This is a genomic window from Catenulispora subtropica (assembly GCF_039531675.1).
Lineage (GTDB): Bacteria > Actinomycetota > Actinomycetes > Streptomycetales > Catenulisporaceae > Catenulispora > Catenulispora subtropica.
Genome location: NZ_BAAAQM010000017.1, coordinates 21,117 through 34,587 on the forward strand (window position 1 = coordinate 21,117; position 13,471 = coordinate 34,587).

General features: G+C 69.7%; 14 protein-coding genes. 8 read left to right on the plus strand and 6 right to left on the minus strand.

All coding sequences use genetic code 11. From position 1 onward, the window contains the following. Positions 1-25: 25 nt before the first annotated feature. The 4 genes from ABD466_RS16480 to ABD466_RS16495 all read right to left on the minus strand — a co-directional run bounded on the left by ABD466_RS16480 (position 26) and on the right by ABD466_RS16495 (position 3,879). Entirely contained in the window at positions 26-904 is an 879-nt protein-coding gene (locus tag ABD466_RS16480) for an ABC transporter permease (protein ID WP_344657932.1), read from the minus strand. A gap of 12 nt (positions 905-916) precedes the next feature. Further along, entirely contained in the window at positions 917-1,939 is a 1,023-nt protein-coding gene (locus tag ABD466_RS16485; RefSeq protein ID WP_344657933.1) for an ATP-binding cassette domain-containing protein, read from the minus strand. A gap of 13 nt (positions 1,940-1,952) precedes the next feature. Continuing rightward, positions 1,953-3,251, minus strand: coding sequence for a phosphoribosyltransferase family protein (locus tag ABD466_RS16490; RefSeq protein WP_344658055.1), 1,299 nt, complete (start codon positions 3,249-3,251; stop codon positions 1,953-1,955). A 103-nt stretch (positions 3,252-3,354) separates the two neighbouring features. Further along, a complete protein-coding gene (locus ABD466_RS16495) occupies positions 3,355-3,879 on the minus strand; it encodes a hypothetical protein (protein WP_344657934.1) in 525 nt (174 codons plus the stop codon). A 285-nt stretch (positions 3,880-4,164) separates the two neighbouring features. Between ABD466_RS16495 and ABD466_RS16500 the strand changes: the two genes are divergently transcribed. The 3 genes from ABD466_RS16500 (at position 4,165) to ABD466_RS16510 (ending at position 7,314) form a co-directional block, all read left to right on the plus strand. Beyond that, positions 4,165-6,366 carry a hypothetical protein gene (locus ABD466_RS16500; protein ID WP_344657935.1) on the plus strand — a complete coding sequence of 734 codons (2,202 nt, stop codon included), beginning with the start codon at positions 4,165-4,167 and terminating at the stop codon, positions 6,364-6,366. 225 nt (positions 6,367-6,591) lie between these two features. After that, positions 6,592-6,795 carry a cold-shock protein gene (locus ABD466_RS16505; protein WP_344657936.1) on the plus strand — a complete coding sequence of 68 codons (204 nt, stop codon included), beginning with the start codon at positions 6,592-6,594 and terminating at the stop codon, positions 6,793-6,795. Between the two features lie 183 nt (positions 6,796-6,978). Next, positions 6,979-7,314 (plus strand): RNA polymerase-binding protein RbpA, encoded by a 336-nt coding sequence (locus tag ABD466_RS16510; RefSeq protein WP_344657937.1) that lies wholly within the window; start codon positions 6,979-6,981, stop codon positions 7,312-7,314. 123 nt (positions 7,315-7,437) lie between these two features. Here the strand turns inward: ABD466_RS16510 and ABD466_RS16515 are convergent, their stop codons facing one another. Continuing rightward, positions 7,438-8,490, minus strand: coding sequence for a zinc-dependent alcohol dehydrogenase family protein (locus tag ABD466_RS16515; RefSeq protein WP_344657938.1), 1,053 nt, complete (start codon positions 8,488-8,490; stop codon positions 7,438-7,440). Between the two features lie 136 nt (positions 8,491-8,626). Further along, entirely contained in the window at positions 8,627-8,875 is a 249-nt protein-coding gene (locus tag ABD466_RS16520; RefSeq protein ID WP_425558664.1) for a hypothetical protein, read from the minus strand. 15 nt (positions 8,876-8,890) lie between these two features. On the opposite strand from ABD466_RS16520, the gene ABD466_RS16525 reads away from it, so the two are divergent. The 5 genes from ABD466_RS16525 to ABD466_RS16545 all read left to right on the plus strand — a co-directional run bounded on the left by ABD466_RS16525 (position 8,891) and on the right by ABD466_RS16545 (position 13,455). Further along, on the plus strand, positions 8,891-9,061 hold the full coding sequence (locus ABD466_RS16525; protein WP_344657939.1) for a YciI family protein: 171 nt from the start codon (positions 8,891-8,893) through the stop codon (positions 9,059-9,061). 113 nt (positions 9,062-9,174) lie between these two features. Continuing rightward, a complete protein-coding gene (locus tag ABD466_RS16530; RefSeq protein ID WP_344657940.1) occupies positions 9,175-10,512 on the plus strand; it encodes an ATP-binding protein in 1,338 nt (445 codons plus the stop codon). A 316-nt stretch (positions 10,513-10,828) separates the two neighbouring features. Next, complete coding sequence (locus ABD466_RS16535) at positions 10,829-11,041, plus strand: hypothetical protein (protein WP_344657941.1); 213 nt, start codon at positions 10,829-10,831, stop codon at positions 11,039-11,041. Between the two features lie 86 nt (positions 11,042-11,127). Next, positions 11,128-12,876, plus strand: coding sequence for a flavin monoamine oxidase family protein (locus ABD466_RS16540; RefSeq protein ID WP_344657942.1), 1,749 nt, complete (start codon positions 11,128-11,130; stop codon positions 12,874-12,876). Positions 12,877-13,164: 288 nt separating this feature from the next. Continuing rightward, positions 13,165-13,455 (plus strand): hypothetical protein, encoded by a 291-nt coding sequence (locus ABD466_RS16545; RefSeq protein WP_344657943.1) that lies wholly within the window; start codon positions 13,165-13,167, stop codon positions 13,453-13,455. Positions 13,456-13,471: the final 16 nt, after the last annotated feature.

Sequence of the window (13,471 nt, forward strand, 5' to 3'; positions counted from 1 at the left end):
GCAGTCGTCCGCTGCGGGTGGGCGGCTATTCCGCGCGCCCGAACGAGCGGACCGCCAAGGTGAGGAACACGGTGGTGAAGACGCAGAAGATGCCCAACTCGAGCCCGATCGGCAAGGTGTGCCCGAACAGCGTGACCCCGGTGGGGAACCGTGCGGCGGCCGCGGGCGGCATGTCCTGGGCGCCGAACACGACGCGCCGCAGCGGGTCGACCGCGTAGGTGAGCGGGTTGATCCGGGTGATGACGGTCAGCCAGGCGGGCAGATTGTTCAGCGGGAACAACGCTCCGGACAGGAACAGCATCGGGAACAGCAGCAGCTGCATGACGACCTGGAAGCCCTCTATGCGCTGGATGCGGCTGGCCACGAACACGCCGAAGGCCGTCATCCCGGCCGACATCAGCAGCTCGCAGCCGATGACCTGCACGACCACCGTCGGGGTCAGGCGCACCCCGATCAGCGGCGCGAGGACGAGCATGATCGTGCCCTGGACCGTGGCGATGCTCGCGCCGCCCGCGGTCTTGCCCGCGACCAGAGAACTCCGGCTCACCGGGGCCACGAGCATCTCCCGCAGGAAGCCGAACTCCTTGTCCCACACGATCGAGATCGCCGAGAAGATCGAGGTGGTCACCACGGTCATCGCCACGATGCCGGGGAAGAGGAACTTCTTGAAGTCGAAGCCCGCGGTGGTGCCGACCAGGCTCGTCATCCCGTAGCCGAGGACGAACAGGAACAGGATCGGCTGGACGAAGCCGGACAGGAGGCGGGTCCTGGTCCGGCTGAACCGGATCAGCTCCCGCCGCCACACCATCGCCGCGGTACGCAGCCACGCCCGGGGATGGTCGCGGTCGTCGGCCGGAACGGCGACCCGATCGCCGCCGGCGGTGTGCGGTAGGACAGTCGTCATGGTGTGTTCCGATCATCGCCGCCGAGCGGTGAAGGCCCGCACCCGCGGGGAGGTGAGCCGCTCGGCGTGGCTGTCGCGGATGGTGCGGCCGGTGAAGTGCATGAACACGTCGTCCAGGGTCGGCCGGTGGACCCGGACGGTCCGCACCGGGACCCCGACGGTCCCGACCAGCCGCCCGACCTGGGCCTCCCCGTCGGCGGTGAGCACGGTCAGCGAGCGCTCGTCCCGGCGGACCCGGTAGCCCGCCTCGGCCAGGCGGGCCGCGGCGAGCTCGTCGTCGGCCGTGGCCAGCTCGACGGTGTCGGCCGCGATGCCGCGTTTGAGGGCCTCGGGCGTGTCCTGCGCGACGATCCTGCCGTGGTCGATGATCGCGATCCGGTCGGCGTACTCGGCCTCGTCCAGATAGTGCGTGGTCAGGAACACCGTGGTCCCTTCCTCCTCCCGCATGCGCAGCACGTCCTCCCACATCAGGGCCCGCGTCTGCGGATCCAGGCCGATGGTGGGCTCGTCCAGGAACAAGACCGACGGAGTGTGGAGCATCCCGCGGGCGATCTCCAGCCGCCTCGCCATCCCGCCGGAGAAGGTGGACACCAGGTCGCGACGCCGGTCCTCCAACGCCACCAGGCGCAGCACCCGGTCGATCCTGGACGCCACCTCCTCGGTGGGGACCTGGTAGAGCACGGCGTGGAAGCGCAGGTTCTCCTCGGCCGTGAGCTGGTCGTCCAGAGTCTGCTCCTGGAACACCAGCCCGATGGCGCGCCGCACGGCCCGCGGCTGGAGCATTGCGTCGTAACCGGCCACCAGCGCCCGGCCCGAGGTGGGGCGGGCCAGCGTGCAGAGCATCTTGATCGTCGTGGTCTTGCCGGCGCCGTTCGGCCCCAGGAACGCGAACACTTCGCCGCGATCCACCGAGAACGAGACGTCGTCGACCGCCCGCACCTCGCCGTAGATCTTCGACAGCGCCGCGGCGACCACCGCCGGCGACCCCCAGCGCCTCGCGGAGGACGGTGCGGCCCCGTCGATGTCGACGCCCATGCCGAACAGTCCTTCAGCTGTGGTGGGCGAGGGCGAGACGTTCGGTGAACCAGTCGGCGGCCAGCTGGGCGACCTGTTCCAGGGCTCCGGGTTCGGAGAACAGGTGCGTCGCGTCCGGGACGATCATCAGGTGGCTCGGGCCGCCCAACAGCGTCTGAGCCCGGCGGTTCAGGCGCAGGACCGCCTGGTCGGCGCCGCCGACGATGAGCAGCGTCGGCGCGGTGACCATGGGCAGGCGCGCGGCGGCCAGGTCGGGCCGGCCGCCTCGGGAGACCACGGCGGCGACCGGGGAGTCCGGTTCGGCGGCCGCCCACAGCGCCGCGGCCGCTCCGGTGCTGGCACCGAAGTAGCCCACGGGGAGCCCCCGGACCTCGGGCTGCTCCAGCAGCCACCGGGTGGCCCCGGACAGGCGCTCGGCCAGGAAGACGATGTCGAAGACGTTCGCCCGATCACTCTCCTCTTCCAGCGTGAGCAGATCGAACAACAGGGTCGCCAGGCCGACGTCGTTGAGAGCCCGCGCCACGAACCGGTTCCGCGTGCTGTGGCGGCTGCTCCCGCTGCCGTGGGCGAACACCACGATCCCGGTCGCGCCGGACGGCATCGTGAGGGTGCCCTCCAGCCGTGCCGAACCGGCCTGGACGACGACCTCGCGGGACAGTCCGGGCTCGGCGTGCGTCCGGCGCATCGCGTCGTCCAGGCACTGGATGACCTCGTCGTCGGAGGTCGCCGCGAAGTCCCGGTAGTACTGCCCGACGGCGCGGAAGCCGTCCGGCGCCGCGATGTACACCACCTCGTCGGCCACGTCGGCGAGGGCCGAGATCCGGTCGGGCGACACGACCGGCACGGCCAGCACCACGCGGGCGGCACCGTGGGCGCGCGCGACCAGGCACGCGGCCCGCGCGGTGGAGCCGGTGGCCACGCCGTCGTCGACGACGAGCGCCGTCCGTCCGCCCAGGTCTGCCCGGGCGTGGCCGCGGCGGTAGCGGACGACCCGCCGTTCCAGCTCCGCGGTCTCGCGGTCCTGGACCGCGGCCAGGCCGGCGTCGGAGACGCCGGCGGCGTGCCGTATCGCGTCGTCGACGACGCGGACGCCGTCCTCGCCGATGGCGCCCATGGCCACCTCGGGCTGGTAGGGGACGCCGAGTTTTCGGACCATGATGACGTCGAGTGGCGCGTCGAGGGCTTGCGCGACCTCGGCGGCGACCGGTACGCCGCCGCGCGGCAGGCCCAGGACGACGACGTCGTGACCGCGGAGACTCGACAGCTCCCGGGCCAGGCGTCGTCCGGCGTCGTGGCGATCGACGAAGTACATGATCCGGCCTTCTTCCACGCGAAGATCCTTGATGGCTCTCTCTCAGAGTGAAATACCGGAAATCGAAACAATAGGGGCGAAAGTCCCTCGAGTGTCCCCTCGCTCAGGGAACCTGCGCCTCACGGCGCTCCGCCACGCGCTCGATGTTGCGTTTCAGCACCACCAGCATGCGCGCCTGCATCGGCCAGGTCAGCGGCAGGTAGATCCAGTAGTTCGCGAACCGTTCGAGCCATCGGGGCCGCACGGCCTGATAGCCGCTGATCACCAGACGAGTACGCCCGACAGGCTGTTCCTTCAGCAGGAAGGCCCACAGTCCCTCCAGATAAGCCGACGGCCGCGGCCGTTCCGGATCCAGCCGCCGGCCACGCAGATCGACCAGCGCCTGGAGCGCCAGGAACCGGTTCGGTTCAAGCGCGGCGACCCGCCACGCGTACACGGGCCCCTTGCGCGACCAGTACTTCACCTGGTCGCCGACGGCGAGGTCCTGCCACTCGGGATGCACCTGCGTGGCACTCGGGCGCCCCCCGTTATCGAGCCGATCCCAGGAGTACCAGCCCGCACGGTCTCCGCCCATCTGGACGAGCCACGGCCAGACCTGCTCGGGCGGCGCTTCGATGGTGACGGCCATCGTCGCGGCACGCACTCCACCGGGAACCAGTCCGGCGCCGGGGAACGCCCCGGCGACCTCCGCGTCGGTCGCGCCCCACCGCCAGAGCCGAGGACGCAGCCATCGGGCGTACACGCCCGCTCCGATCGCCGCGGCACCGAGGGACTTGCGCGCGATACCCATACACCCAGCGTGTGCTTTCGGGCGCGGCATCACCAGGGTCGAAGGTCACCCGACTGGACCTTCGGCCCGGCCGGGTGACCGTGAGGTCGCCGATCCTGGAAGCCGAAGGAAGCGGAGTGGCGCGTGGTACGGAACCAGGGGGCCGCCGGAGCGGCCCATGAGGCGGCGTCGAAGGCGATCAGCGACTGGGACACCTTCTACGACGGCACGCTGCAGCCCGCGTTCCGGTTCATCGGCGCCTTCCTCGTCATCGCGGTCGCATTGGCCATAGCCAGCGCGTTGACCAGCAGGTTCTTCGTCCGAGTCGATGCCGTGGTGTGGCCCGGGCCTGCGCAGAGGTGCGCCCGGGCGCTCGGCAGCGTCCTGATCCTCGGGGCGGCGGCACTCCTGCCGTTCTACGGCATGTTCCAGCCTTTCCAGGCGGCCGACGTCGAAGGCTGGTGGTCGTGGGGCGTGTTGGCCACGGTCGGCACGCTGTTCGCCGGACTGTGCGTCTGGGCGTACTTCTCCACGACGGACTGGCGGCACTTCGCCAAAGACTGGTGGCTGCCCCCGGCCGTGGTCGCCGCCATCATCGGCGTGGCCGTCCTGGCGACTTCGGTTCTCCTCGGAGCCATGGGCGAGGACACCCCCTGGCGGAGACTCTGTATCACCTATGTCGCGCTGCTGGCGCTGGGCATCGTCATCACCGCGACCTCGTCCGGTCAGCGATGCCGCCTCGAGGTCGGTGTGCAGGACGCCGACGGCAGACCGTACGCGTCCGCCACCGGCTACCTGCTCGGCCGGCTCAGGACGCTGGGCAAGGAACAGACGCGCGGAATCGACATGTCCGACCTGTCCAGCCTGCCCACGTCTCTGAGTTCGCTGGAGCAGCAGGACCTCAGCGGAATCCCCGGCAACCAGGTCGCCGCGACGCTGATGAGGTTCTGGGCGACCCTGCGGCCGGACCTCACCTGGCGGGCCCAGATCACTTTCGTCGACGACGATCGCCTGGCCATGCGGCTGCTGCGCAATGGGCGCTTGGCACGCGCCAGCATCTTCAGTCGGAGCGATCTGGGCCTCAATCCGCTTGCCGAGGATGGGAGCGCCGACGGGACCTCCAAGAACCTGGCGAAGGCGCAACTGCTCACCGGTGCCGCGGCTTTCATAGTCACTGAACTCAGCCATGTGCATCCATCGCTCGAAGAGGGGCTCTGCGGAGCCACGGAATGGCGGAGCGTGACGCTGCAGGTCATCGCCACCAGCACCTCGCTCGCGCGCCATGAGGATGCCTCCGCACTGCTCCGCAAGGCCTCCAACATGGATCCCGGCAATGCCATTGCGCGGTACGAATACGTTCGCAGGCTCGAGGAACAGCTCCACGAGCCGTACGACGCGACCATCCTGGGCATGTACGAGGCGCTCAGGGACGAGGCCTACGCAGGGGGCTGCCTCAAGAGGGGCTGGGGATCGCTCTATCTGAGCGCTCTCTACAGGGCCTCGAACGCCACCCTCCGCCGGTGCGTGAGAGGTGGGAAGTACGACCCTTTCGATGGCGAGCGAGCAGACGGCTACGCCGAAGAGCTGGAAAGGGCCTGCAAGGTCGTGTTGACGCGGCCCAGACCCGACGACGAGATCGCGGCGAAGGCGCGATCGCTCCTGCCGTTCGCACAGAAGGTCCGGAGCATCGTCACAGTCCTGAACGATGGTCCCTGGTCTGAGAGCGGCGGGATGGCGTCTCCCGTACTGGCGTACAACTCCGCATGCCTCAACGCGCACGCAATCGCCTGCCTGCCCCCAACCGATGCCAGGAAGCACCAGATCGAGGTCGCTCTGATTCGGGATCTCGCCTTCGCGACCGGAACCGAGGAGGCGAAGAGGCGGGCTCAGACCGACCCCGACCTGTCCTCGGTACGCGGCGACGAGCGGTTCATGGGTTTGGTCAAGCATCCTTCGGACTTCGTCGGCTTCGGGCCGTTCGCGCCCTTCCGGGCCCAGTTGACGACCGCCGGACTGACCACCCCGGCTCGTTTCGCGCGGGCGACTCGCACCGGCAGCCAGCGGCAGCAGACGGCTCTGTACCTCGCCACCTTGCCCGCGACGATCGATCGGCTGCACGGCATCGCGGCCCTGGGCGAGGTCCATCCGGATTTCGATGATGCCGACATGCTGCGACTTCTGACCGGGCTCGGCGTCGAGTCGCCGTCCCAGCTGCGCGAGCGGATGGCAACGGACGCAGCGTTCCCTGAGAACCTGAAGGACGCCGCCGTGGAACAAGGGCTGGAGTACTCGCCCGGCGTTCAGCGACTGTTCACGTGGATGGCGGCGGTCCGCGTGACGGGCTGACGTCGGTCTCCCGGTCCCCACCCCTGCCCGTCCAGCCCGTCAACCTGTGCTACATTTGGGTCGTTGCAGTTGTGGTACCCATGAACTCAGTGTGCGCCTGACGCTTTGCGGCTCCAGGCGCTTTTTTGTTTTCTCCGGAAACCTCCGGATCGGGGTCATTTCAGCGACCGGGACTCCGCACGGTGCGGAAGTCTCTTCGTCCACCCCCACCAGGAGGAGAAAATCATGGCCACCGGTACTGTGAAGTGGTTCAACGCGGAAAAGGGCTTCGGGTTCATCGAGCAGGACGGCGGCGGCCCCGACGTCTTCGCGCATTTCTCGAACATCGCGGCCGACGGCTACCGTGAGCTGCGGGAAGGCCAGCGGGTGAGCTTCGAGGTCACGCAGGGCCAGAAGGGCCCGCAGGCGGTCGCCATCGTCGCGGAGTGACCGCGGCCTGAGAACCGTGACCGAGTCGGTTCCTTGAGCGCGGGCCCGCACCTCATCGAGGTGCGGGCCCGCGCTTTTCCCCCACGGTACTTATGGGCGGCGCCGAAAGCGCGTACTGTGAGCAGGGCGGCGCGGCTCGACCACTTTCGGTCCGGGGTTGGCCAATCTTTGGAGGCTCCGACCATGTCACGTGGCAGCGGCATTCGCGGAAGCAGAATCGGGTCAGGCCCTTCCGGCCATTCCGAACGGGGCCCCGCGGCCGAACGGACCAGCATCACGTTCTGGTGCGGCGCCGGCCACTCGACCCCTGTGATCTTCGCCCTGTCCGCCGACCTGCCGCAGACCTGGGACTGCCACCACTGCGCACTCCCTGCCGGGCTCGACCCCGAGAGCCCTCCGGCCACGGGCGCTGTGGCACCGTTCAAGACGCACCTGCAGTACGTACGCGACCGGCGCAGCGCCACCGAAGCCGAGGACATCCTGACTGAGGCGCTGGCCAAACTGCGTGCGGCGTCCTGAGGTGGTCGCGGGGGCGACCCGCTGGTCCGCAAGGCGTGACATGGACCTGATCAGCGTCGGCGGCGCCGGCGGCGGCGGCGCAGCCCTGACTCGGCGCTGATCCAGTCCTGGTTCAGCCCTGATTCAGCCCCGGCTCACAGGCGGTTCCGCACTGCCGCCGACCTGCACCACGACCTTTCCACGGCGTGTCCCTTCGGCCACCGCACGATGTGCCTCCTCGACGGTACCCAGGTGGTACGGCGTCGGATCGAGGATGGGCGTGATCTTCCCGGCATCGATCAGCTCGGCGGCCTCGGCGAGCACCCGGCCGTGATGGGCCCGGCTCCGGCCCGTCAGCAGGGGCAGCAGGGTGAACACTCCGGAGTAGCTGGCGCCGCGGAAGCTCAGCGGGGCCAGACTGTGCTCGCCCCATCCCAGAATGCTGACGACCCGGCCGGTGTAGGTGCGCACGGCCGCGAACGACGAGTCCAGCGTCGCGCCGCCGATGGTGTCGAACACCACGTCGAAGCCTTCGCCCGCGGTGTACTTGTCGACGTAGTCCTGCCGCGGCACGGCCCGATAGTCGATGGGCTCGGCGCCCAGCGCCCGGATCGTCTCCAGATCGCCGGCCGAGCCGGTCGCGAAGACCTTCGCGCCGTGCGCCCGGGCCAGCTGCACCGCGACGTGGCCCACGCCGCCGGCGCCGCCGTGCACCAGCACCGAGTCGTGCTCCCCCACCCGGGCCCGGTCCACCAGGCCCTCCCACGCGGTGATCAGGGCGAGGGGCAGGGCGGCCGCCTCGGCCATGGTGAGCCGTGCGGGTTTGACAGCCAGCAGGTCGGCGTCCACCGCCGAGTACTCAGCCAGCGTGCCGGGCAGGCCGCCGACGCCACCGGCCATGCCGTACACCTCGTCGCCGACGTCGAACCGGGTCACGCCGGGCCCGACCTCGGTGACCACACCGGCCAGGTCGATGCCCAGGACCGCCGGGGGCGTCACCCGGGCGTGCCCGGCGGCCCCGGCTTTGATCTTGAGGTCCAGCGGGTTCACCCCGCTGGCCTCGATCCGCACCAGGACCTCGCCGGGTCCGGGCGTGGGGCGCTCGACACTGCGCAGCACGGGCTCGGTCCCGAACTCCTCCAGGACGAGAGCCCGCATCTCGGGACGTTCGTTCATGCCGGGCTGATCGTTCTGCATCGCTCTCCTCCATGGTGGAAACGCGGCGGACGTGCGCCGCGGCCGACGGAGACTGTGCGGCGCCGTCGGCGACACCCTCAGCACCACTAGGGCCGGGAAGATTCCCAGCACGCGGATTCTGAGGAATGTCCCACCTTTACCCCTCCGTCCGGTCCCCCGCCACGAGCTCACCCCGGCCCGCGGCGATCACGGTGAGCCAGTCGTCCGTGTTGGTGACCTCGATCGTCTCGGCGGGGCGTGCCGCGGCGGGCCACAGGTCCAGGGTGGTCGTCCCGGCCACGGTGTTCACGGCGATCGGCCGGCCCACGAGGTCCGCCAGAGCCAGGTGCTCCCGTGCGGCGAGGTCGCAGTCCGCGGCGACCACCGCCATCCTCGGCTCGTCCACGAGCTGTCCGGGCCGTTGGTCAGCGACACGGGCGGGCTGCTCATCTTCCACACCCAGGACGAAGCAGAGGTCTGGGAGCTGGTGGACCGCGACCCGTACTCCGCCGCCGATGTGCTTTCCCGGGTCCGCATCCACGAGTGGAATCCCGTTCTCGGCTACCTCACCGACCATCTGCCACATACATGATGTCGCCGACTCGGCCGGTCGCTTGCCACTCCGGCTGGTTCCAGCGCGCTGAGCGGGTGCCCTACGGTCTGCGCACAGAGACGAAACCTTGCGTCGTCAGGAGCCCGATATCCGTGAATTGGCTGATCCGTGAATACCGCGAGGAAGACCTCGCGGCGGTAGTCCATCTGATCGACACGACCGCGCCCCTGGGCCAGGAGTCCGTGTTCTCGCTGGGCGAATGCATCAACGCCCTCACCACACGGCAGCCCGCAGCCGTCGTCACCCAGGGCGGCACGGTGGTCGGCGCCGCGCTCGCATCCGTCAACGGCGACCGGGCGTGGATCATGAGGATCGCCATCGAGCCGGCGTGGCGGGGCCGGGGGCTGGCCAGCGGGCTGCTGTTCGAGCTGGAGCGGCGCCTGGTGGAGAGCCGGGTCCGCCGCATCGCCTACATCCTCCCCGAGGAGGAGCTGCTCGGAGAGGGACTCCGCAACGCCGGCTACGAACGCCGCTCCGCCGTGGCCTATTTCGAGCGGGTCGAGCCCGTCGCCGCCGCCGGCGCCGACGCGCTGGAGCGGCTCGGCGGGCGCACGCTGCCCGGCGATCTGTGGACCAAGCTGGCGGGCATGGCGGCCGAGCGGAGCCTGATCGAACGCTGCGTCGTGCTGCCGCTGGCCGAACCGGAGCTCGCTGCGGCGCACGGGGTCGCGCCGCCGCGCGCGATCGCGCTGTTTGGACCGCCCGGAACCGGCAAGACCACGTTCGCCCGCGCCATCGCCTCCCGGCTGGGCTGGCCGTTCGTCGAGCTGCTGCCGTCCCGGCTGGCCGACGGCGGGAACCTGGCCGCGGCGATGCGCGAGGCGTTCGGCCTGCTCGCCGAGGTGGAGCAGGTCGTCGTCTTCATCGACGAGGTCGAGGAGATCGCCGCGGTCCGCGACGGCGCACCGTCCTCCGGCCCGCACGGCGTCACCAACGAGCTGCTCAAACTGATCCCGGCGTTCCGGGAGCACTCCGGCCGGCTGCTGGTGTGCGCGACCAATTCGGTGCGAGCCCTGGACCCCGCCTTCCTCCGCCCGGGCCGCTTCGACTACGTCATCCCGATCGGTCCCCCGGACGCGGCGGCCCGCGAGGCGATCTGGGCTCAGCACGCCCGCACCTCGCACCACGCCGTCGACCTGCACGCGCTGGTCGCCGCCAGCGACGGCTTCAGCCCCGCCGACATCGGCCACGCCGCGCGCATCGCCGCCCAGACGGCGTTCGAACGCGCCGTCTTCGCCGAGGACGACGGCCTGCCGGGCGTCGGCCGCATCCACGGCCGACGCCGCACCGAGACCCCTGCCGCCGACGGGATGCCGGCCGGCGCCTCCACAGGGGACTACCTCGCGGCCCTCGCCCAGTGCCGCCCGACCGCGACCCCGGACCTGCTGCGGGCGTTCAGCGAGGACATCGCCACCCACGCCCGGCTGTGACCGGCACGTCCGCTCACCGACGGACGAGGAAGAGGATCAGCAGGATGACCAGAATCAAGACGACGGTTCCCATGCCGATGTACATCGTGTTCTCCGTCCTGTCATGCAAGCCGGCTGGTCCGGCTGCCGACGTCCGCATGACCTGACCCGTCCGGCGTCAAACGGTGCGGTTCGGGCGGTGTTACAGGACTGCGACACAAGCGTTCGAGTCCTCAGCCCCCTGCGACCGCCCGCGACCTCGTCAGAGACCGCTCCACCGACTCGGCCCCAAGGAGACACGACCAGGCCCTCGCTCATTCACACCCCGTCGGCCACCGTGACCGGACCGCTCGCCGAGGCGGGCCTCCGCCCTGGTGCCGACAGCGGCGACCCGCGCCTCGGCCTGCTCGAAGTCGTCGCGGGTCCGGTCGGCGACGTCGGCGTCTGGTCATGCCGGCCCGGCGGCTGGCCGGTCACCGAGCGTTCGGACACCGAGGTCTGCTTCGTGCTGTCCCGCACGGCGACAGCGCTATCGCTCCGCCTCTATTGACACAACGATGTCTCACTCTACTCTTGGGAGCATCACTAGGTACTGCGGTTGATCACCAATCGGGCCAAGAGTGGAGGCAGGTCTTCATGGCAGGTGGGATCCACAAAGTTCGACGCCACATATGGGTGGGGGCGGTCAAGGAGAGCCGGCAGACCGGGCAGCCGTCCCAGGAGATCTTCGACCGGGAGATGGCCGCGGTCCGCGAGAGTATCGGCCGTTCCGCCGAGTTCGAGGCCCGTCGGCAGCGGGAGAGGGACGAGTCGGCCGAGCGCCGCGAGGCGGAGGCCCGCCGGCTCAGCCGCCGCCAGCTGCTGAAGCGAGGCGCGGGCACAGCGGTCGCGGCCGGGGCGGCCTCCGCCTTCAGCGCCAACATCCTGCTCCCCAGCCGGGCGAGCGCGGTCACCGCACCTCGCGTCGTCGTGGTCGGGGCGGGCAACGCCGGGCTGACGGCGGCGTGGCGGATGTTCAAGGGCGCGGGCTGGCCGGTTCAGGTCTATGAGGCACGCACACGCGTCGGTGGACGCACGTGGACCGACAAGTCCTACTTCAACGCGAAACAGTGGTTCGAGCACGGTGGTGGCGGGGTCAACACCAACGAGAAGGCCGGTTATCAGTCGGACGGCATCGGCGCCCTCATCAACGAACTCGGCATGGGATCGATGTACGACCTCTGGCTCAACTACCCGAACGGAGGCGACCAGTACTTCTTCAACGGCGCGGACGGGCTGGACGACTCGGCTTACACCGCCGCCGAGAACGCGGCGTCGAGCCAGTTCGACCAGAGCGTGTGGCCGTTCACGTACGCAAGCCAGAACGCCTTCAACCGACAGTACGCCGGGATGACCGCGACACAATGGATCGATGCCTACGTCCCGGAAGGCATGACCGGATCCGCCGGCAAGGACATCGCATACGCCATGACCGGCGGCGAATACGGAGCGCGCCCCGACGACATCAGCGCCTTCCACCTCATCGCGGATCTCGGCACGACGACTCAGGTCTTCCCCTACCGTCGCTCCACCTACGACGAGCGCTGGGGCGTGCCGGGCGGCAACGACAACGTCGCGAAGACCATCGCGAGCAAGCTCCCCGCCGGGAGCGTGCATCTCGGACAGCAGCTCGTAGCCGTCAAGCAGAACACGGACAACACCTACACGCTCACGTTCAGCTCAGGCGGCGTGCTCTCCCAGGTCGTCTGCGACTACGTCTTCCTCGCCGTGCCGACTGGCAAGGTGATCCAGGCCGTGGACATGACGCAGGCGGGCTTGTCCGCCCTCAAACTCGCGAGCTTCCAGAAACCCAACGGCACGAACTCGAAGATCACCCTGCAGTTCACCGACCAGGTCTGGGGAGCGAACAGCTACAGCGGGGACGTCGAATCGGACACCGTCGTCTCCGAGGGGTGGCAGGCTTCGTACATCAACACCAACGGGACCTACGGCGGCAGCAGCTTCGCCCCTCCGCTCCAGGTCGTGCTCAACAACGCCGACTATTCGGCCTATCCCGACCACGGCCCGGCGCCCGCCGCGGTCGTCTCGCAGATCCTGGCGGCGGACGACGCCCTCTATCCGAGCCCGAAGGCCAGTGCTTCCTTCAACGGCAAGGCCTACCTCGACAACTGGGTGAACGATCCCTTCGCCGGAGGCAGCTATTGCTACTACCGGCCGGGACAATGGGCGGCCTTCGGCGGCTATGAGGCGACGGCGGAGGGCGGCGTCTACTTCTGTGGCGAGCACACGGCGCCCTACGCCGAACGCGGCATGATGAGCGGAGCGGTCAAGAGCGGGAACATCGCCGCTCGCGCACTCCTGGCGAAGTTCGGCATCACCGCCTGAGCTGACGCCGCGACGGCGGAACCGGCGGGCGGTGACCACGGTCGTGGTCACCGCCCCCACGCCAAGCGGGGCCGGGCATACCCGCCCGCGCTGGGCTTCCACGGCGGTCTTTCGGGCCTCCGCGCCGCCAAGGAAGTCCTCGCCCCCTGATATGAATGAGCTCACCCCGACCGAGAGGAGACCGCTGTGGGTGGTGCGCCTGGATCCCAGACCCCGTTCGGCCCTCTCGTACCGCAGAGTTGGCGGCAACTCGGGCGCGGGCAGGAAAGGCTGACGGACCACGACGGCATGCAGGCGTTGCTCGATGTGATCGGCTGCGACGGTCCCGAGCTGTCTCTGACCGCTCTCGCCGATCCTTCCGGCCTCGATCTCCCCGCGCTGCGCGCGCACAGCTGGCTGTTGCTCGTCAACGCCGTCAGCGCCTACGGCGCCGGCAGTTGGCCGGAGTACGCCGACGTGGTCATGCGGTTGATCGAATTGGGCGCCGACCCTGACGCCGAGCAACACGGTGTGACGCCTCGTACGCTGGCCTCGTCGGTCCACGGGCTCGCCTTGCCCGGTGACGGTGTCGTCGGCTGAGCACCGAGCGAGCGTT